Origin of the sequence: Proteus sp. LHD240705 (genome assembly GCF_047921555.1) — a bacterium.
In the GTDB taxonomy this organism is placed as follows: Bacteria; Pseudomonadota; Gammaproteobacteria; order Enterobacterales; family Enterobacteriaceae; genus Proteus.
The window spans coordinates 460,262-480,997 of sequence record NZ_JBLRMI010000001.1 but is presented as its reverse complement, the minus strand read 5'-3'; the positions used below and the strand labels follow the sequence as shown (position 1 = coordinate 480,997).

Annotated in this window: 18 protein-coding genes and 1 tRNA gene; 11 read left to right on the top strand and 8 right to left on the bottom strand. The window is 36.9% G+C overall.

The genetic code is table 11. The features are described from left to right. Positions 1–130 precede the first annotated feature (130 nt). From prs to lolB, 3 genes are all read right to left on the bottom strand, one after another. Positions 131–1,078: a ribose-phosphate diphosphokinase gene (prs, locus tag ACNART_RS02250; RefSeq protein WP_036912921.1), complete on the bottom strand. Its 948-nt coding sequence runs from the start codon at positions 1,076–1,078 to the stop codon at positions 131–133. A gap of 87 nt (positions 1,079–1,165) precedes the next feature. Continuing rightward, entirely contained in the window at positions 1,166–2,041 is an 876-nt protein-coding gene (ispE, locus tag ACNART_RS02245; protein ID WP_368926632.1) for a 4-(cytidine 5'-diphospho)-2-C-methyl-D-erythritol kinase, read from the bottom strand. After that, complete coding sequence (lolB, locus tag ACNART_RS02240; RefSeq protein ID WP_109372209.1) at positions 2,038–2,676, bottom strand: lipoprotein insertase outer membrane protein LolB; 639 nt, start codon at positions 2,674–2,676, stop codon at positions 2,038–2,040. Before lolB ends, ispE begins: the two co-directional genes overlap by 4 nt. A gap of 240 nt (positions 2,677–2,916) precedes the next feature. Here lolB and hemA point away from each other — a divergent pair, with 240 nt between their 5' ends. The 6 genes from hemA to ACNART_RS02210 are packed head-to-tail and all read left to right on the top strand — an operon-like array spanning position 2,917 to position 8,775. After that, positions 2,917–4,179 carry a glutamyl-tRNA reductase gene (gene hemA / locus ACNART_RS02235; protein WP_109372210.1) on the top strand — a complete coding sequence of 421 codons (1,263 nt, stop codon included), beginning with the start codon at positions 2,917–2,919 and terminating at the stop codon, positions 4,177–4,179. Between the two features lie 28 nt (positions 4,180–4,207). Beyond that, complete coding sequence (gene prfA, locus ACNART_RS02230; protein ID WP_109372211.1) at positions 4,208–5,290, top strand: peptide chain release factor 1; 1,083 nt, start codon at positions 4,208–4,210, stop codon at positions 5,288–5,290. Then, on the top strand, positions 5,290–6,138 hold the full coding sequence (gene prmC, locus ACNART_RS02225) for a peptide chain release factor N(5)-glutamine methyltransferase (protein WP_198625681.1): 849 nt from the start codon (positions 5,290–5,292) through the stop codon (positions 6,136–6,138). The genes prfA and prmC overlap by 1 nt, the downstream gene beginning before the upstream one ends. Next, entirely contained in the window at positions 6,122–6,931 is an 810-nt protein-coding gene (gene sirB1, locus ACNART_RS02220; RefSeq protein WP_198625761.1) for an invasion regulator SirB1, read from the top strand. The genes prmC and sirB1 overlap by 17 nt, the downstream gene beginning before the upstream one ends. Positions 6,932–6,988: 57 nt before the next feature. Further along, complete coding sequence (kdsA, locus tag ACNART_RS02215; RefSeq protein WP_198625680.1) at positions 6,989–7,843, top strand: 3-deoxy-8-phosphooctulonate synthase; 855 nt, start codon at positions 6,989–6,991, stop codon at positions 7,841–7,843. A gap of 8 nt (positions 7,844–7,851) precedes the next feature. Continuing rightward, positions 7,852–8,775, top strand: a complete 924-nt coding sequence (locus ACNART_RS02210) for a TIGR01212 family radical SAM protein (protein ID WP_368887766.1) — start codon at positions 7,852–7,854, stop codon at positions 8,773–8,775. An 86-nt stretch (positions 8,776–8,861) separates the two neighbouring features. On the opposite strand, the gene dauA is transcribed toward ACNART_RS02210, so the two are convergent. Further along, complete coding sequence (dauA, locus tag ACNART_RS02205; RefSeq protein WP_368926635.1) at positions 8,862–10,562, bottom strand: C4-dicarboxylic acid transporter DauA; 1,701 nt, start codon at positions 10,560–10,562, stop codon at positions 8,862–8,864. 579 nt (positions 10,563–11,141) lie between these two features. Continuing rightward, positions 11,142–11,229 (bottom strand) — tRNA-Ser (locus ACNART_RS02200). 317 nt (positions 11,230–11,546) lie between these two features. Here ACNART_RS02200 and ghrA point away from each other — a divergent pair. The 4 genes from ghrA to ACNART_RS02180 all read left to right on the top strand — a co-directional run bounded on the left by ghrA (position 11,547) and on the right by ACNART_RS02180 (position 17,229). Continuing rightward, on the top strand, positions 11,547–12,488 hold the full coding sequence (gene ghrA, locus ACNART_RS02195) for a glyoxylate/hydroxypyruvate reductase GhrA (RefSeq protein WP_198629997.1): 942 nt from the start codon (positions 11,547–11,549) through the stop codon (positions 12,486–12,488). Between the two features lie 197 nt (positions 12,489–12,685). After that, complete coding sequence (locus ACNART_RS02190) at positions 12,686–15,595, top strand: hypothetical protein (RefSeq protein WP_368926638.1); 2,910 nt, start codon at positions 12,686–12,688, stop codon at positions 15,593–15,595. A gap of 237 nt (positions 15,596–15,832) precedes the next feature. Then, positions 15,833–16,441 (top strand): 2OG-Fe(II) oxygenase, encoded by a 609-nt coding sequence (locus ACNART_RS02185; protein WP_198619978.1) that lies wholly within the window; start codon positions 15,833–15,835, stop codon positions 16,439–16,441. Positions 16,442–16,656: 215 nt separating this feature from the next. Continuing rightward, positions 16,657–17,229 carry a TorD/DmsD family molecular chaperone gene (locus ACNART_RS02180; RefSeq protein ID WP_416303428.1) on the top strand — a complete coding sequence of 191 codons (573 nt, stop codon included), beginning with the start codon at positions 16,657–16,659 and terminating at the stop codon, positions 17,227–17,229. 109 nt (positions 17,230–17,338) lie between these two features. Here the strand turns inward: ACNART_RS02180 and ACNART_RS02175 are convergent, their stop codons facing one another. Together ACNART_RS02175 and mdtH are read right to left on the bottom strand one after the other, a co-directional pair. Further along, positions 17,339–17,893, bottom strand: a complete 555-nt coding sequence (locus tag ACNART_RS02175; RefSeq protein WP_198619980.1) for a lipoprotein — start codon at positions 17,891–17,893, stop codon at positions 17,339–17,341. A 42-nt stretch (positions 17,894–17,935) separates the two neighbouring features. After that, complete coding sequence (gene mdtH / locus ACNART_RS02170; protein WP_198619981.1) at positions 17,936–19,138, bottom strand: multidrug efflux MFS transporter MdtH; 1,203 nt, start codon at positions 19,136–19,138, stop codon at positions 17,936–17,938. Positions 19,139–19,335: 197 nt separating this feature from the next. Between mdtH and rimJ the strand changes: the two genes are divergently transcribed. Further along, on the top strand, positions 19,336–19,917 hold the full coding sequence (rimJ, locus tag ACNART_RS02165; protein ID WP_109372222.1) for a ribosomal protein S5-alanine N-acetyltransferase: 582 nt from the start codon (positions 19,336–19,338) through the stop codon (positions 19,915–19,917). Between the two features lie 95 nt (positions 19,918–20,012). On the opposite strand, the gene ACNART_RS02160 is transcribed toward rimJ, so the two are convergent. Then, complete coding sequence (locus ACNART_RS02160; protein WP_368926640.1) at positions 20,013–20,660, bottom strand: GNAT family N-acetyltransferase; 648 nt, start codon at positions 20,658–20,660, stop codon at positions 20,013–20,015. Positions 20,661–20,736: the final 76 nt, after the last annotated feature.

Sequence of the window (20,736 nt, the reverse complement as noted above, 5' to 3'; positions counted from 1 at the left end):
CCCGTTTAATGATAACGGGTTTTTTGTTGCCTAAAATTCTCTTAATCTAGAAAAAAACATCAAAAAACCCGCTATAACAAATGCTATAGCGGGTTTAGTTATCTCAAATTGCAATGAATGTTATAACAAATTAATGTTCAAACATCGCAGAGATTGACTCTTCATTGCTAATGCGACGAATTGCTTCAGCCAGCATGCCAGAAAGGGTCAATGAGCGGACTTTATTTAATGCTTTGATTTCTGCTGATAACGGAATTGTATCGCAGACAACCACTTCATCAATAACAGAGCTTTTGATGTTCTCAACAGCATTACCAGAGAAGATTGGGTGAGTCGCGTAAGCAAATACACGTTTAGCACCACGTTCTTTCAGCGCTTCAGCTGCTTTACACAATGTACCGCCTGTGTCGATCATATCGTCAACAAGGATACAGTCGCGGTTAGCAACGTCACCAATAATGTGCATAACTTGAGAAACGTTAGCGCGAGGGCGACGTTTATCAATGATAGCCATATCAGTGTCATTCAGAAGTTTAGCGATAGCACGAGCGCGAACAACACCGCCAATATCTGGAGAAACAACAATAGGGTTGTCCAAATCTTTTTGAAGCATATCTTCTAAAAGAATTGGGCTGCCGAAGACATTGTCAACCGGTACATCAAAGAACCCTTGGATTTGTTCTGCGTGTAAGTCACAGGTTAAAACACGATCTACGCCTACACTAGATAAGAAATCCGCAACAACTTTTGCCGTAATAGGAACACGGGCTGAACGAACACGGCGATCCTGACGGGCATAACCGAAGTAAGGAATAACAGCAGTGATACGACCAGCGGAAGCTCGACGTAATGCGTCAACCATGACCACTAATTCCATTAAATTATCATTAGTAGGTGCGCAGGTTGATTGAATGATAAATACATCACCACCACGTACGTTTTCGTTGATTTGCACACTGACTTCACCGTCGCTAAAACGACCTACAGCCGCGTCTCCTAGGCTAGTGTAGAGTCGGTTGGCAACACGTTGAGCCAGTTCCGGGGTTGCGTTACCAGCAAAAAGCTTCATATCGGGCACGAGAAAAACCTCAGGCTTGCGTCCAGAGAGAGATATTGTTGACCTGTAAAGAACGTGTTTATGAACATAGGGTTTGTAAACATCATCTTACGGGTGCAATAACACAGGTATCCTTGAGCGGAATAAATGCAGAGGAGAAATGTTGACGCCTTGCGCTACAAATCCATGCACCCACTCAGGGGCGTTAATTAACACTTCACTGGCGGCAACTTGTGAGTCGAACTCGCCGAACACACAGGCACCTGTCCCAGTTAAGCGTGACGGTGCATATTCTAACAGCCACGAAAGCAGATATTCAACCTCACGAAAACGTTTTCTTGCGATCATTTCACAGTCATTTGCAAACGGAGCCTTTAATAATGCGCCAAGAGAGCGAATAGGAGAATTACGTTTTAATTCTGGATCTGTGAAGATTGTCGGTGTTGGGATGGAAATTCCGGGATGTGCGACTAAATACCATTGCTCTTTTGGCTCTGCGGGGGTCAAAATTTCACCAACGCCTTCGGCGAACGCTGCATGACCTTTTACAAAAACAGGGACGTCTGCACCTAAACTAACGCCTAATTCAGCTAACGTTTCATCACTTAAACCGGCTTGCCAATGGTAATTAAGTGCAATTAAGGTGGTTGCCGCGTTAGAGGAGCCTCCACCTAAACCACCTCCCATAGGCAGTTTTTTATCAACACTGATATCTGCACCGTGATACTGCAAAGAAATATTATGTTGCTGACAATAATCACGCAGTAATTTAGCGGCTTTAATAATTAAATTATTTTTATTTTCTACGCCATCAATCGGCGTCAAGATAGTTAACTGGGTATCATCACGAGGTGTAATGGTTAATGTATCGCCATAATCTAAAAACTGAAATAACGTTTGCAGATTGTGATAACCATCAGGGCGTTTTCCCGTAATGTAGAGAAAAAGATTTAATTTGGCAGGAGAAGGCCAACTTAGTGTCATTGCTGTATATCCCAGTTATCCATTTTTAATTTGATAGTGCGTTCACCTTGTTTTAGCTCAAGGCGTTGTGGCAGGTTGGGTGTGGTACTTGAATCATAAGCTTGGTAAGTCACAATCCAATCGCCTTCAGGTGCAGGTAATGTGACAGATTTTAATAAATGATTAGCATCTAACTCGAAATCAGTTGCATCACCTGGTAAACCCACAAGCCAAGCACGCAGATTTTTCAGTGGAATAACCATTCCTGTAAGTTGGTAGATCATTTCAGCAGGGTTATCGCTATAATATTTTTTGCCTTTATTATCAGTAACTTCAATTACACCAGGCATAACATTTAAATCGAGTTCTGTTGTACCTAAAGGATTGGTTAACAATAAGCGATAACGCTCATCCGCTTTGTCTTGCCAATAGAATCGGGCATAGGTTTTATTGGTATCTTCAATATAGGCAAAAGCGCCTCGGGTTTCGTATTGTGAAATTTTCTTTAATGCTTGTTGGCGAGCTTGCCATTGCACATCATTATCAGATGCCGAACCTTGAGTCTTTATCTGATTTAGATTACAGGCACTCAGCAACAACGCCGTTAGCGGGATAAGGCGCAGGAGTTGTTTGGTTGAAAAAAAGCGTGAACGCATAGCTGAGACATTCCTTTAATTCGTTATTAGTTAAAAAAAAGAGTATCATAAACCTTATGATATAACGATATTTCGTTAAATTGTGTATAGAAATCTCCTATCACTCAAGTAAGCTCTTTTATTGAATCTGTTCATCAAGTAGAATGTCGGAAATGAAGAGTCCATACTAAATGCGCTGTTTTAGGTTTACACTAAGTCAAGTCGCGAGGCGGTATTTATTCATAACTCGATATAGTTGATATGACGTTATTAGCATTAGGTATTAATCATAAAACAGCCCCCGTTGCTTTACGCGAGAAAGTCTCTTTTTCTCCCGATACCATGGGTGATGCCTTAAATAACCTCTTACAGCAACCCGCTGTTAGAGGCGGTGTTGTGCTGTCTACTTGTAACCGTACTGAGCTCTATCTTAGTATGGAAGACAAAGAAAATAGTCATGAACAGCTTATTCGCTGGTTATGTCAATATCACCAAATAGAGCCAAATGAACTGAAAAGCAGTGTTTATTGGCATCAAGATAATCAAGCTGTCAGCCATTTAATGCGAGTGGCAAGTGGCTTAGATTCTCTAGTATTAGGTGAACCTCAAATATTAGGGCAAGTTAAAAAAGCCTTTGCCGATTCTCAAAGCTATCACTCGCTCTCTTCAGAGCTGGAACGTTTGTTTCAGAAATCTTTTTCAGTTGCGAAAAGAGTGAGAACAGAGACACAAATCGGTGCCAATGCGGTTTCTGTCGCTTTTGCAGCTTGTACGCTAGCGCGTCAAATCTTTGAATCGTTATCTTCTTTGACTATTTTGTTAGTGGGCGCTGGCGAGACAATAGAGTTAGTCGCTCGTCATCTGCGTGAACATCAAGTCAAAAAAATCATCATTGCGAATCGAACAAAAGAGCGTGCTCAACGTTTAGCTAATGAAGTTGATGCCGAAGTGATTACATTATCAGAGATTGATGAATGTCTTTCACAAGCGGATATTGTCATTAGTTCTACGGCAAGCCCATTACCCATTATTGGTAAAGGAATGGTTGAAAGGGCGCTTAAAAAACGTCGTAATCAGCCAATGTTGCTGGTGGATATTGCAGTTCCTCGTGATATTGAACAAGATGTTGAAAAGCTAAATAACGTTTATCTTTATAGCGTTGATGATTTAGAAGCGATTATTCAACATAACCGAGAACAACGCCAAGCAGCAGCAATTCAAGCAGAACATATTGTCCAGCAAGAAAGTGGGCAATTTATGGATTGGCTACGGGCACAAGGTGCCGTGGGTGCGATTCGAGAATATCGAGACAGCGCTGAAATGTTACGTGCAGAAATGACAGAAAAAGCTATCACATTGATACAAAACGGAGCGGATGCAGAAAAAGTTATCCAACAGCTCTCTCATCAATTGATGAATCGCCTTATTCACACACCAACAAAATCTCTTCAACAGGCTGCCAGTGATGGTGATATTGAACGCCTGAATCTATTACGTGAAAGTTTGGGTATTACCCATAATTAACTTTGTCTAACAGGATCTTAATCTACGAATGAAGCCTTCTATTGTCGCTAAGTTGGAAGCTCTACAAGAGCGTTATGAAGAAATTCAGGCACTTCTGTCAGAAGCTGATGTTATTGCCTCTCAGGAGCGTTTTCGTGCGCTTTCAAAAGAATACTCTCAATTAACTGACGTCACGGCTTGTTTTAGCCAATGGCGACAAGTGCAAGACGACATCGAAGCAGCAGAAATGATGCTTGATGATCCTGAAATGAAAGAGATGGCACAAGAAGAGCTGAAAGAAGCGCGAGCATTAAATGATGATTTAGAACAACAGTTACAAGTACTGTTGTTACCTAAAGATCCTGATGATGAATTTAACTGTTTCCTTGAAATTCGTGCAGGAACAGGCGGCGATGAAGCTGCATTATTTGCGGGTGATTTATTCCGTATGTATAGCCGTTATGCAGAATCACGTCGCTGGCGTATTGAAGTCATGAATGCTAACGAAGGTGAGCATGGTGGCTATAAAGAAGTTATTGCAAAAGTCGTGGGTGATGGCGCTTATGGTGTATTGAAATTTGAATCAGGCGGTCACCGTGTTCAACGTGTACCAGAAACAGAATCTCAAGGCCGTATTCATACTTCTGCTTGTACGGTTGCCGTATTAGCTGAAGTGCCAGAAGCTGAATTACCTGAAATCAGTCCAAGTGACTTACGTATAGATACATTCCGTTCTTCAGGGGCGGGTGGTCAGCACGTTAACACCACTGATTCTGCTATCCGTATTACGCATATTCCAACAGGAATTGTGGTGGAATGTCAGGATGAACGTTCACAGCACAAAAATAAAGCTAAAGCGATGTCTGTATTAGGTGCACGTATTCGTGCGGCTGAAATGCAAAAACGCCAAGAAGCAGAAGCTTCTGAACGTCGTAACTTATTGGGTTCTGGTGACCGTTCTGACCGAATCAGAACGTACAACTTCCCGCAAGGTCGTGTAACTGATCACCGTATCAACCTCACATTTTATCGCTTAGATGAAGTGATGGAAGGAAAGTTAGATCCATTAATTCAGCCTATCGTGACCGAATATCAAGCGGATCAGCTTTCTGCACTTTCTGAGTTGAATTAATGAATTATGAACAATGGTTGCGTGAAGCAGCCTTGCAATTAATTGAAAGTGACAGCCCTAAACGCGATGCTGAGATTTTACTTGGGTACGTAACACAACGTACCCGTACTTATTTAATTGCCTTTAATGAAACGGTACTTTCGTCAGACGAGTTAGCGCAATTGTCACAATTACTTGCTCGACGCATTAAAGGTGAGCCCATCGCGTATTTAGTGGGTGAAAGAGAGTTTTGGTCATTGCCGTTAAAAGTGTCACCCGCAACATTAATCCCCCGTCCTGATACCGAATGTCTTGTTGAAAAAGCGTTAGAAAAACTCCCATTGGAACCAACAAAAATTCTTGATTTAGGAACAGGAACAGGTGCTATTGCGCTCGCAATGGCATCTGAGCGCCCAGATTGTCATATTATTGGTGTGGATTTTCAAACTGAAGCCGTGGCATTAGCACAAGAGAATGCGACCAATTTAGCATTAACCAACACAGAATTTATGGAAAGTTGTTGGTTTAGTTCACTCTCTGGGTATCAATTTGGTATGATAATCAGTAATCCTCCTTACATAGATGAAAATGATGAGCATATTCATCAAGGGGATGTTCGTTTTGAACCTTTAACTGCATTAGTTGCTGGCAAAAATGGGTTTGCTGATATCGAAATTATCATTGAAACTGCTCGACAGTTTTTAACTGATAATGGATGGGTATTACTGGAACACGGTTGGCAACAAGGCGAAGGTGTACGCAATATTTTTATTGATAAGGGTTACTGCTGTGTGGAAACTTTCCGTGATTATGGCGGTAATGAGCGAGTGACAGTAGGTCGTTGGAATTATGATAGAAACCATAGCTGATTACGAATTTAATAAAGCCCCTTTAGTTAAGGGCATGATCCTTATCTCTCAGGCTATTCGACCTGATTTTCCAACCACTTCTGTTGGTTATCAACTGGAGCAGTTAGTTGAACAAGCAGAAGCTGAAATTCCTCAACAAGGAAATACTAAAGAGCAGATAGAAGCACTGCTAAAACTGTTTTATAAGCAGTGGCACTTTAGTGGTGCAAGTGGCAAATATTGCCTTTCTGATACTTTATGGTTAGATAAAGTATTAGCGACTCATGTAGGCTCTCCTGTTTCACTGGGTTCGATTCTTATTTATATCGCACAAGCGTTAAATTTACCGTTAGTACCAGTTATCTTTCCTACACAACTTATTATCAGAATAGATATTCCTAATGAACAACCGCTATTTTTAAACCCAATAAATGGTGAATATCTATCGCAACATACCTTAGAAGTTTGGTTAAAAGGGAATGTAGGTAGCTCTTCTGTACTATTAGAGGCAGATTTAGAAGAATCAGAATACAGTTCTATTATTCGTAAACTTTTGGATACATTGAAAGTTTCTTTAATGGAAGAAAAGAATATGGAGCAAGCATTAAAAGCCAGTGAAACGGTATTAATGTTTGATCCTGAAGATCCTTACGAAATACGTGATCGCGGACTTATTTTTGCTCAGTTAGAGTGCAACCATGTGGCAATATCTGACCTAAACTATTTTGTTGAGCAATGCCCTGAAGATCCTATTTCAGAGATGATCAAAATCCAAATTCATTCGATAGAACAAAATCCTATTGTTCTCCATTAAAAATTTAAGAAACGTACTTAATTAACACAGTACATTACAAACAGTATAGGGATAAATATGCAACATAAAGTGGTGAATATTGGTGATATCAAGGTAGCAAACGACCTGCCATTTGTGCTTTTTGGTGGCATGAATGTATTAGAATCGCGCGATTTAGCCATGCGTATTTGTGAGCATTACGTCACTGTCACTCAAAAACTGAATATTCCTTATGTATTCAAAGCCTCTTTTGATAAAGCAAACCGTTCTTCAATCCACTCTTACCGTGGTCCGGGCTTAGAAGAAGGGATGAAAATTTTCCAAGAGTTAAAAGAAACTTTTGGCGTTAAAATTATTACTGACGTTCATGAAGTGGCACAAGCTCAGCCTGTATCAGAAGTTGTCGATGTTATTCAATTACCTGCATTTTTAGCTCGTCAAACTGATCTTGTTGAAGCGATGGCAAAAACGGGTGCTGTGATTAACGTGAAAAAACCTCAGTTTGTAAGCCCTGGTCAAATGGGGAATATCGTCGATAAATTTAAAGAAGGCGGCAACGACCAAGTTATTCTATGTGATCGCGGCAGTAACTTTGGCTACGATAACTTAGTAGTTGATATGTTAGGTTTCCACGTTATGATGCAGGCTTCTCAAGGCGCACCCGTTATTTTTGACGTAACACATTCACTGCAATGCCGTGACCCATTTGGTGCAGCATCAGGTGGACGCCGTGCACAAGTTGCAGAATTAGCTCGTGCAGGTATGGCGGTTGGTCTTGCAGGTCTATTCCTTGAAGCTCATCCAGATCCAGATAATGCTCGTTGTGATGGCCCATCAGCGTTACCACTGGCTAAATTAGAGCCTTTCCTAGCGCAAATTAAAGCGATTGATGAAGTGGTAAAAAGTTTCCCAGAGCTAGATACCAGCAAATAAAATGCATTATGCAACTTCATACGGTTGTTAATATGTTCGGCGCTGATCTTCAGCGCCGTTATCACGAAAAAATTCATAAAATCACCCTTCATGGCGGTTTCAACTGTCCTAATCGAGATGGCACATTGGGGCGAGGTGGCTGTACTTTTTGTAATGTCTCTTCTTTTGCTGATGAGCAAACGCAATATCACTCCATTGAAGAACAAATTGCATTACAAGCTAAAAATATTAACCGCGCACACCGTTATCTTGCTTATTTTCAAGCCTATACCAGTACTTATGCCGAAGTAGAATACTTACGTACCTTATATGAAACCGCATTATTACAAGCAGATATGGTGGGGTTATGTGTGGGAACTCGACCAGATTGTGTTCCTGTTAGCGTATTAGATTTATTACAAGGTTATCGTGATAAAGGCTATGAAGTATGGTTAGAACTCGGTTTACAAACGGCTCATGATAAAACATTAAAGCATATTAATCGTGGACATGATTTTCAATGTTATCAAGCGACGACTCGCGAAGCTCGCCGTCGTGGTTTAAAAGTATGCACACATCTTATTGTTGGACTGCCACGAGAAGATCATCTGCTTAATATGCAAACATTAGAGCGTGTGGTTGAGACAGGTACTGATGGGCTTAAATTGCATCCTTTACATATTGTCGAAGGCAGTACGATAGCTAAAGCGTGGAAAGCGGGGCGAATAAACGCATTAACACAAGAACAATATGTTTATACCGCGGGTGAGATGATCCGCCATACTCCTCCTGAGATTATTTATCACCGCGTATGTGCCAGTGCCAGAAAACCCACTTTATTAGCCCCAGAGTGGTGTGAAAACCATTGGTTGGGTATGAATGCACTTTATCAAGATTTATTAAAAAAAGGTGTGCAAGGAAGTGGAATAGGTAAAGCATTTATTCCTTATTAAGTGAATTACTCATAATTAAAAACGCCCTTAATCTTTATTTAATATTGATTAAAGGCGTTAATTTTTTATCTTAAAAATATAAACAACTACTGAATTAATTCCAGATCATCCAATGCTTTTTGCAATGAAGGATAAAAATTCAGTGTACCTTCAATTGGCGTGACTCTTGCTCTAGCCAGTGTCTTTAATGGCTGGAAAGGTATATCACACACAATCACATGGGTATTGTGTTTTACATCAGTAACGAAATGCTGGAACGCATGTAATCCCCCCGCATCTAATACAGGAACAGCATCCCATTGCATAATAACGGTTTTATAACCTTTACTACGTTCACGTAACTCATTAAAGATACGTTCAGCGGCGGCAAAGAATAATGGACCATTAACACGCACAACTAATAACTGCTTATCATCATCAGTATAAGGGGATTCAGTTATTTTGGTCATATTGGCAATACGACGCATAAATAACAGTGACGCCAACACAATACCGATAGTAATTGCAATCACCATGTCAAAGAGAACGGTGAGCGATAAGCATAATACTAAGACAATAATATCGTCTTTAGGGGCATGTCGAATAAGATCAATAACTTTACGTGCTTCGCTCATATTCCATGCAACAATTAACAGCAATGCTGACATTGCGGCTAAAGGTAAATAAGAAAGAAAAGGAGCTAATACAAGTAAAGTTAGCAACACCAACAACGAGTGAACAATAGCAGAAACTGGCGATGTTGCGCCCGCACGCACGTTAGCTGCTGAACGAGCAATAGCGGCAGTCGCTGTAATACCACCAAAGAAAGGTGCGACAATATTACCAATCCCTTGTCCCACTAATTCACCATTAGAGTGATGTTTTTTGCCTGTCATGCCATCAAGTACAACCGCACATAATAACGATTCAATTGCACCTAACATTGCCATTGAAAAGGCTGCGGGTAATAAAGCAGAGACAGTGCTCCAATTTAATTCAAGTGATGAACCTGAGCTTGGTAAATTCCAAGGTAAAACAAATTGGGGCAAAATAGGTGGAATACCTTGCCCTGTTGTACCATTAGGAAGCATATAGCTAAATTGCGAGCCAATTGTTGCAACGTCATGACCGAACATATTCACAATACCCATTACCGCAGTACCTGCGATTAAAGCAGGTAGGTGCCCAGGTAAACGTAAATTCAGCTTAGGCCAATAAATTAAAACAAACAGAGTTGTCAGACCAATAAGCGTATCACCAATATGAATAGTCGGTAATGCAGAGCCTAAAGCAATAACTTTATCTATATAGGTTTCTGGCACATGTGCTAATTCAAGACCAAAAAAGTCTTTTACTTGCATCGTGGCAATTGTAATAGCAATCCCTGAGGTAAATCCAAGTGTTACAGAAACAGGAATATACTCGATAAGCTTACCAAAACGAGCTAATCCCATAACCACTAAGATCACGCCAGACATAAGCGTAGCAATCAATAAGCCACTTAAACCAAATTGTTGTGATACAGGATAAAGGATCACAACAAATGCGGCAGTAGGGCCTGAAACGCTGTATCGTGAGCCACCAGAAACAGCAATAACTATACCGGCAATAGCTGCGGTATAAAGACCGTATTGCGGAGGAACACCGCTACCAATTGCCAGAGCCATGGCTAAAGGTATCGCGATAATTCCGACGGTGATCCCTGCAATAATATCTTTTAATAAACGCGCAAAAGAGTAAGGCTCTTTTACACATGCATCAATAAATGCACTAAAGGGGCGAACCCGGTTAACTTTATGAGTTTTCATTTAGGATTAAACCAAAATAAGAAGTCAGATGCCGAATAACGGCGATAAGGAAAAGAGAGGATATCGCTTTTATTCGCTGATAATAATGTGATACATCAAATTATTAATGCATATCTTAAGGCTTAGTAGAAATAAAATCAATTAAACTAATAAGTTAACATAAATAGATAATGTAATGTATCTTATTGTATTTATTCTGTTGCTTGCTTGAAAATAAAGTTTAAATTTATTTTAAAACTATAAAAAGCGTTTTATTTTAGAATAAATGTCGTTTATAGATAGGATAATAAAAACCTTTTTATGTCATAAAAATCGGATAGACATAAATAACAACTAGATAAGTTGTTTTGATTCATTAAAATTAATTATCAGAGATTATTAAGTGATAAGGAATTATTAAATAAAACGATTAAGCAAAAAAGTAAAATAAAAAATGCTTTGTATACTAACCATAATCTAATCAAAAAAAGAAGAGTGATGGATATAAATAACTCAGTGAAGAAAAACGAGACTAAAAGTGTATGTTTTTAGAACAAAAAAATAGAGCCTAGCTAAAAAACTAGGCTCTATCTTAGAATATGGCGGTGAGAGAGGGATTCGAACCCTCGATACGTTGCCGTATACACACTTTCCAGGCGTGCTCCTTCAGCCTCTCGGACATCTCACCGTATTGTTTGTTGGATATGTACTTAACATCTCTCAACGGGGCGCTACTATAGGGAAAAGGAGCATAAGCGTCAACAGCTAAATGCATTTTTCCTTTAACTTTTCTATTAAGCAGTCAAATAAAAAACAATATGCACAAATGCTAGACAAATTATACAGTAAACCAATACACGTATAGATTGGCGTATTGAAAAAAGAATGGATATTTTCGTTAACTGGTTAACATTCTCAACATTTTTATTAACAACTTATACAAAGAGACTTGAAATAAGAACGCAACCCTCGCACCCTATGATAAAAATGCTGGAGGAAGGCAAAATGAATATTATTTATTATCATCCTTTTTTTGACGCAGAAACATGGATCAACGGTATGAAGGCGCGTTTGCCTGATGCCAATATACGCATTTGGGAACCTAGCGATAATCAACCTGCTGATTACGCCATGGTTTGGCTTCCTCCTTATGAAATGCTTGCAAGTCGTAATCACCTTAAAGGTATTTTTGCGTTAGGGGCAGGTGTTGATGCTATTTTAAAACAAGAACAGCAAAAGCCCGGCACATTGCCAACAGGTGTTCCTGTTATGCGTTTAGAAGACACTGGTATGGGGCTTCAAATGCAAGAATATGCCATTGCTAAAGTGATGTATTACTTTCGCCGTATGGATGATTATAAACGCCAACAATCACAACGTTTATGGAAACAGCTTCCTGCACACTCTTATGATAATTTTGTGATTGGTGTTTTAGGTGCTGGCGCTTTAGGCGGTAGTGTCGCAACTAAACTTGCGGAATTAGGTTTTAAAGTTCGTTGCTGGAGTCGCAGTGAAAAACAAATTAAAAATGTTGAAAGTTTTTATGGCAAAGAGCAACTCAGTAATTTTCTCAAAGAGTGTAATTTGCTGATTAACTTATTGCCTTATACGCCTGAAACGCATGGTATCTTGAATTTTTCACTCTTTGAGCAATTAAAACCGTCTTCTTATTTAATTAATCTTGCTCGTGGTGCGCATTTAGTCGATCAAGATTTATTAGAAGCCATAGATCAAGGCTATATTGCTGATGCAACACTTGATGTTTTTGCTCAGGAGCCTTTAGCGGGTATGCACCCATTCTGGACTCATCCTCGTATTTCTATTACGCCACATATTGCGGCTTTTACCATTCCTTCTATTGCAATGGATACGATTGTTGAAAATATTCAGAGAATTGAAAAAGGAGAAGCACCTTTTGGTGTGGTTGATATGAAGAGTGGTTACTAAGTCTATTTTATTTATATTTTAATTTTAGATAATAGGCGACAAACTTTAGTTTGTTGCCTATTTTTTTGTCTGAGCTTTCAAAAAAAGTACTTTTTTTGATTATTATATAATGTCATAAAAATCTGGTTGTAAAAAGATATCGTTTGCAGATTATCTTATTAATTATTACCTCATGATTTGAATGTAATGAGGTCGACATGATTAATAAAATAAATGCGATACCCAGTAAATTAATGCCAATGGGTACTTTTTATGGGAAAAAAGAGAAACCTTCAATAAAAGGGCTAGCTAATAGTAATAGTACCTACCATAAAAATCATGATAAACAAAAAAGAGGAAAGCAATTTAGCTTAAATAATGCTAATAACTATGTATATTTAGGATCAACAAATACACCTTTATTTAATAATATGGGGATCACACTTTCAGATGATGGTTCCTTAATTTTAATTAAAGGTAAAACACATGACTTATTTACAGGATTATATCAAAAACACTTTAAAGGAGGGTTTAAATATAATGTTTTTAATATAGAGTCTCAAAGTGGTGATAATATGAAGTTCAAAGAGCTTTATGTTGATCCTAATGGGTTTTTGATTGGAAATAAATATAGCAATATAGATAATAGTAGTGATCTTTATAAAATTAAATTTAACAGAGTCGAAAATGAATATAGTTTAAATGATGTCTCATCAAATACTATTGGGAGTAACTTTATCGTTGAATATGAAAAATATATAGTTGACGATAACCTACAGCCAGAATTATCAAGTATAAATAATATTGCGGAATCAAAAGAGAATAATATATTAAAAATTAATCGTGAAGGTCTAAATATTACAATTGAAGTTAAAGATAACCAACTTTTTACATCTGGATTGCCTGCGATATTAAAATTAACAGATGATCAAACTGACAGTGCTAAAACTGAACATGATATTAAAATTGAAAAGCATAAAATAAAAATTCCATTAAAGAATACAGATAAAATATTAGCAATAAAACCAATATTAAATCAAATCCAACTCGTTGTGGATAAAGGTAATAAAATAAAAATATACTACCTTGACCCTTTGAATATTTTTGCGGTTAAAGATTATCAGTATGAGGTTACTCGTTTAAAACAGGATCCACCCTTATCATTTTACTCAATGGTAGGTGAAAATAATTATAATAATTATCATTCTGGGCAGCCATTTGCTACTCAAACAATAGGTAATTTCAGTAGCCAACATATTCCTTTTTTCTCTTCTTTTATTGATAATTCTAGATTACATATTAGTAAAGCTAAAGAGCAATATGCATTAAAAAAATATAAAGCAATGATGAAAAATATTGCAAAAGCTGTTGATCCTGGTTTTAGAGGATTATTTTGTAATATAAAACAGCTTATTAATTCTTCAACCTCTGCATATAACAGCAAGCCAATGGCATTATATGGTATTAAAGAAAATATAGGAAAAAGCTATGATGTGTTAAATCGTATAGTTAAAGGTGTCAAAAATGGTGTAACACAAGGTGATGTGATTTATTCATTAGTAAAAGACCTTAAAGAGAAAGAAAATATTACAATTAACCACCATAATGATGTTAAAGCTTTTTTTGGTATTAATGCTTTTCAACTGCCAAATAATATAGGGATTAACGCCTTTCTATTAGCTTCTTATGTAAAGTCGCACTCTATCACATTATCAAAAAGTGAAGATAATAAGATCACTTTTTCTTTTATTAATAATAATAAGAATCTTTTTGTTGCAGGCTTATCTGCGGGCATTGGTGGGTATGAAAAAAGATGGGATTTAGAAAATGTTGACTATGGCTTTGTTACTCCAGTCATGGCAAGTGCTTTATTAAGTGCCACTTATACTAAAAAATCTAATTTTTCATTTAGTCTTGATATTAATAATATTTCAGAATTTATTAATCAAGGGTTAAATCAAAGTGAAAATGAATTAATCGATAAATCTACCCTTGAAATTGATCAAGGCATAAGCATCTCAATGGGAGTTGAGGGAAGAAGTGAAGTGAGTTTTGATGTTGATGTCATGGTTAATCCCAATATGGAACTAACCGTGCCCAGAAATGCTATTGGTATAAACTTTATTTTCAATTTATTAAAGTTAAATTTAAATATTAATAAATTTATCGATTATGGTAAAACAGATATTACAAAAAAAACAAAAAGGCTTGATCTCAACTTATTAGAACTTGGTGTTGATATTTATCGTGATTTGAAGTTTACGCCTTCTACAACGAATGCTGATAATGTTATTCAGTGGTATCCATTAACGTCCGTAAAAGATTTCGAATTAATGGTGAAAAAAAGAATAAATAGCTTATTAAGTTTTACACTTTTTAAAAGTGAGAAATTAATAAGCGCAGAAAAATTGGATCAAGATAAAAAAGATATAAAAGGAATTTATAAAAGAGTATTAAAAATAAATAGATTATTAGAAAAATATCCAGAGAGATATCATCTTTCTAATAGTATATCTAAATTGGATAGCATCTATTTAAATTTATCATCAGATAAAAAAGCAATTAATAAATTAAAAGATGATAGTAATAAAAAATCTATTACTGTTCTATCTCAAAGTAAAGAAGATATTTTTCAGGATCAAATAACAAAAGAAAATAGACAATATAACATTGATCGTTTTTTATCCTCATTAAAGGAAAGAAAAGAGACATTGTCTTCTCAAACAAAAGATAATATGAATGAAAAATTTAAGCCTTATTTTACAGCAAATTATCAGCTAAATAGACAGGGGCGCTCACTGCGTTCTGATTTACAAAATGAAATAAATCAATTTGTTGAAGAGAGTAGAAATTCTGAACAGATTGATTTAAATAAAATCAAAGAAAAACTGGATGATTTATATACTAGATATAAACAGCAGTTTACTCAGGTTGAATATCAAATTGCCTCTACAGATATTATGTCTGTTAGTGAGCTTTCGTACAAAAAGAAGACATTGCCGACAGGGTTTGTGCGATTAGGAAATAAAAAAGCGATTATACATACTCAAGTTAAAGGGAATATTAATTATATTTATAATGAAGATGAAGAGCGAATGGATAAAATATCAACTAGTTATTATTACTAAGTAAATCATTCATTTTGTTTATTATTAGTGTAATGTAACTTATAAAATCACCCTTGAAAAAATGAGGGTTTGAAAAAGATAAGCAGTGTTAAGTTTTGTTTGATCTATTATTTTTGATTTTTATGAGATTTATCTCTAATTAATTGATGTTATCGAAAAGATAAGTTTATTAAATTGTCATTTTGCTTAACTTGGTGATATAAGGTAGTTTCCCATGTTTATCAGACAATATACTTAATGAATATAGCAGAACTTCTTGAGCAAATAGCAGAGAAAGGATGGTGTGTATGGGATGATTTCCTCACACCAGAGGCTGTTCAACAATTGCGCGCTTGTTTTGATGGCAATGCACAACAAGCGCGTATTGGTCGTCATGAGAATCGACTTGCAGAAACAACAATTCGAAGTGATAAAATACGTTGGCTAGAACCTGAAATGGGAATACCCGTTCAGCATTACTTAATGCAAATGGAGTCTATTCAGCGTGCCGTTAACCGAGAGTTTTATTTAGGTCTTTTTGAATACGAAGCACATTTTGCCTGTTATGAGAAAGGCGCTTTTTATAAAAAACACCTCGATGCATTTAAAGAAAATGTCACTCGCCGTTTAACTACCGTGTTGTATCTTAATGAGGCTTGGACAAAAGAAGACGGTGGTGAGTTAGTTATTTATGATTTGGAAGATAAAGAACTGGCAACTGTGGCACCAAAGGGTGGGCGTTTGGTTGTTTTTCTTTCGGAGCAGTTTCCTCATGAAGTCCTTCCTACTAATAAAGAGAGAGTCAGTATTGCTGGTTGGTTTAGAGTAAATGGCGTGCGAGATAACTTTTTAGATATCGCCAGCTAATTAATTGGCAAAATAATTGCTGTTGGAAAATAGCATGGGATTAGGCGCGTTTCTTATATTAAGTAAAAGACTTAATAATAAGAGCGCGCTTTTTCTGTTTTAAGTGATTAGAGATAGTAAGATTAATATTAACAATAAAAGAGATATGACGAAAAAAGTTGATTTTCTTACTATTAAAAGCACAATAACGCCAAACTTTATGGGGTAAAAATAAAATGAATGAGTTTTCGATTGTTTGTCGTCTTTTAGGTACATTATTTCAACGTGAACCCAATGATCCAATCTTTGCGCCAATTATAAAAATGATTAGTGAAGGGAAACTGAGTCAGCTGTGGCCATTAGAGCAAGATGAACTCTTTAATACGTTAAAAAATAGCGTCAAAGATTTGGCTATTGTTGAAGCTGATTATCAATCTCTTTTTGGTGGTGAAGCACCAACGGTGTCTGTTTATGCCCATGATTATGAAGAGATCAAAGAAGACGATATTCGCCAATTCTTAGTCACAAGAGGGATGCCTGTTGCTGAAAGTGCAACAGACAGTTTTGGCGCTTTATTGCTTGCTGCTTCATGGCTTGAAGATAACTCTGCGGAAGATGAAGTATTAGCACAAATACAATTATTTGATGAATACCTGCTACCTTGGGCTGGAACATTTTTAGGTAAAGTAGAAGCTCATGCAACAAGTGGTTTTTATCGCACATTAGCAGGTATTGCGCGTGGTGCATTATCAGCATTACGCGAAGAACTCTCTGATGATGAAGATAGTGATGAGATAGATGCAGAGTAATATAAATATTTCTTTGTAAAAGTATTTTATTATTCATAAAAAAGGCAAACCATTAGGTTTGCCTTTCTCATTAATCACGATAAATATTTTTAATCAACTCGCGTAACTATTAGAGCTGGATCACAAATTTACCTGGTTTAACTTCAATTCCTTTAGCCAGTTTAAACGCGGCTGCTTCAGCACTGTTTTTTTCTGGATTAAGAACATAAACAGGTTGATTATCAAAGTAAGTTGCGATGGTTGTCTCTAAATAAGGTTTTAATGCTACAACCACTGCATCCATTTTTTCTGGAGAGACTTTGTAACTATCAATAGCCATTGATTTTATGTATATCGCTCCTTTATCAGCTTGATAAGAAGGTTGGCCTGATAACGTAAGCTCAACTTTAGCGTTTGTCTTGCCAAAGAATGAATTAATTGTTAGGTCGGTTGTACCAGAAAGACTAATTTTACCCGGTTCAGTACGACCAATTTGAATGGAAAGATTGCTCAATTTAATATCAGCGGATACAACTTCATCTTCACCAATATGTTTCTGGAGATTTATTTTTTGGCTGATATAGTCATTAATAAGATTTTCACTTACATCAAATTGCTTGAGCTGATCACACCCTGTGACTAAGCTTGTTAATACTAATATAGCTGTTAGAAAAATTACTTTCATAAACACTCCTTGATCATTGATAACTAAGAGTTTACCCGATCTTTAGGGAGTAAGCATGGCTGTTTCTATTTTTTTACGATTAAATTGGCGATGTAATGCATAAAGTGTTATTAAACCTACGGTTCCTAGTAAGAACCAAGGTAATTCAGGCATATCAAATTGATTACCTAAATCATACATCCATCCACCACCGGTATATCCAATTGCACCACCAAATGCTAAGCCTAATCGGCTAAAGCCCATATAACTACCACGAGCGCGAGGATCAGCAAGTGATGCACTTAATGTTTCGCGAGCAGGCTCTGCGGTAATAGTACCAAGATAGAACAGGCCAATAATCAAGAAGATGCTTTGTAATGAATGGATCATACCAACAGGGAACATGCTGATGCTCATTAAAAATAAGCCCGCCATTAAACGTTGTTCTAATTTAAAGCGTTTCTCACTCCAGCGCGCAATAGGATAAAGCAATGTTAAAGAAAGCAGGGCTTCAATAGCATACATCCATTTTACGGCAGTTGGCGTACCCGCAATATCATTGACGATAATAGGAAACATCAACATGACTTGAACAGATAATACAAAATAACCTGTCAGCGTTAAGACATAACTGACAAAGCGCTTATCAAGAAATACGCGTTTTAATCCTTCTTTAATTGGTGTTCGGGTTGTGGATATACGGTAAGCGGGTAATAACCAAGCATTAAATAAGGCGGCGATAACAAAAACACCAGCACCAACCCAGCAGACTAAATGAAAATCATACTGTAATAACCAGCTACCGATGAGAGCACCAATAACGGCACCGGCGCTATCTTGCATTAATAATAAAGAGTAAAAACGACCGCGTTCATAAGGACGGGTTAATTTGATAACTAGCGCTGTGCGAGGTGGATCAAATAAAGTCCCACCTAATGCAGATAAAATGCAAGATAACCAAAGTATCCAAGGTTGATCTGCCATTGCCATTAAAGCAAAACCTGAAGCTCGTAATAACATGCCTGTTATTATCATTGGTTTTGCACCAAAACGGTCTGCAATAGCACCACCAAAAATACCAAGGCCTTGTTGTACTAATTGTCTAAGCCCTAAAGCAAAGCCGACAATAACACCAGCCCAACCTAATTGTTCGACGAAACGAATAGAAATAAGCGGAAAAACGACGAAAAAACCTAAGACAACTAACATATTGTCAACGAGGAGAAAGTATTTACCCAAAGTACGGGCTTGTGTTACCAGCGCCATTACTCACCATCAATAAGCAAATAATTTAAATAAAATAAGGGGGGAATGAAATAATTTATTTCTTCGACTATTCTGTCTCTAAATGTACATAATTCCTAGTAAATTAAAGATGATATTTTTTTATTAAGGTTAGTGGCAGAATAAGAAGAGTTGCTTCAGAATTAGGCTTATTTATATCAAAGGATAATGAGATCGTAATGTTTGGTTATCGTGGCGGAATTCCTAAAATTCGTTTTGAAACACAAAGAATGGTAATTCGTTTAGCATATGAGAGAGATGCTGAAAGACTGGCCGATTATTATACATTAAATCGTCGCTTTTTAATTCCGTGGGAACCCGTAAGAGATAAAACACATTACCTACCCTCTGGTTGGGAACACCGCTTACAATATATGAACGAACTGCACCGACAAGAAAGTGCTTTTCATTTTCTGCTATTAACACAAAATGAAGATGAAATTATTGGTGTTGCTAATTACAGCAATGTTATGCGCGGCGCTTTTAATGCTTGTTTTCTAGGGTATTCAGTGGGTGAAAAATGGCAAGGTCAGGGCTATATGTCGGAAGCCTTAACGGAAACACTTCGCTATATGCAACGACAGCAAGGGATGCATCGTATTATGGCGAATTATATGCCTCATAATTTACGCAGTGGAAACCTATTAGCTAAACATGGTTTTGAACGGGAAGGGTACGCCAAAAACTATCTACAAATTAATCAAGAGTGGCGAGATCACGTACTAACTGCATTAACAACGCGAACTTATTTTAAACGTTAATATTGGTCATCATGGAAGAAAAGCACTGTTTATAATTATATTAAAAATGCCTTATGTCAGTGCTTTTAGCCACTCTTTAATGATAATAGAGATATTTAATAGGTCATTAAGTCGGTTTTTTTCAACATATAGTACCAATGTTGAATATGGAAAATAGACTGTGTTAAGCGTGATGATTCCTCTTTTTCAATATAAAACCCATTCTTTTGATACAAATAAAGTGCACCTTCATGATGAATATCGACATAAAGTGATAAAAACGCTTTTCTCAGAACATCTTTACTATATTGGGTTATCCAATCAAGTATAGCGTAAGCAATACCATGTCCTTGATATGATGATAAAACGGCAATATGAGCCAAATAAGCCTCATTTTCATTTGGTATATAATCAAATAAAAAAAAGAAAATCTTTTGCTTAATATAATGAGCGATACCAAAACGCCAATGATCCAAGAAAGGTGTTTTAATAAAGGGATTTGAAATAAAGTCGTTTTCTTTTATCACCACACAAAATGTTGCAATTATCTTTCCATCATCAGTGACAACAAATTGTTGGCTATTTTTTTTACATGCTAATGAATTCCAAATAGCCTCTAATTGCCGACGTTGGTTAGGATTAGTGCTATCAATATTAAATGCGTTCAATTTAAAACGAAATGCTTGTGCAAATAATTGAATAATTTCAGGAGTATCTGAAGGTTCTGCAACACGAAGCTGATAGTGTTCATTAAGTAATTGCATGATATCGTTACTCTGCAATAATAGGGTTAACTTTTTAGACTGTTTAGTCTAGTTGATTGTAGACTAATCAGTCTAA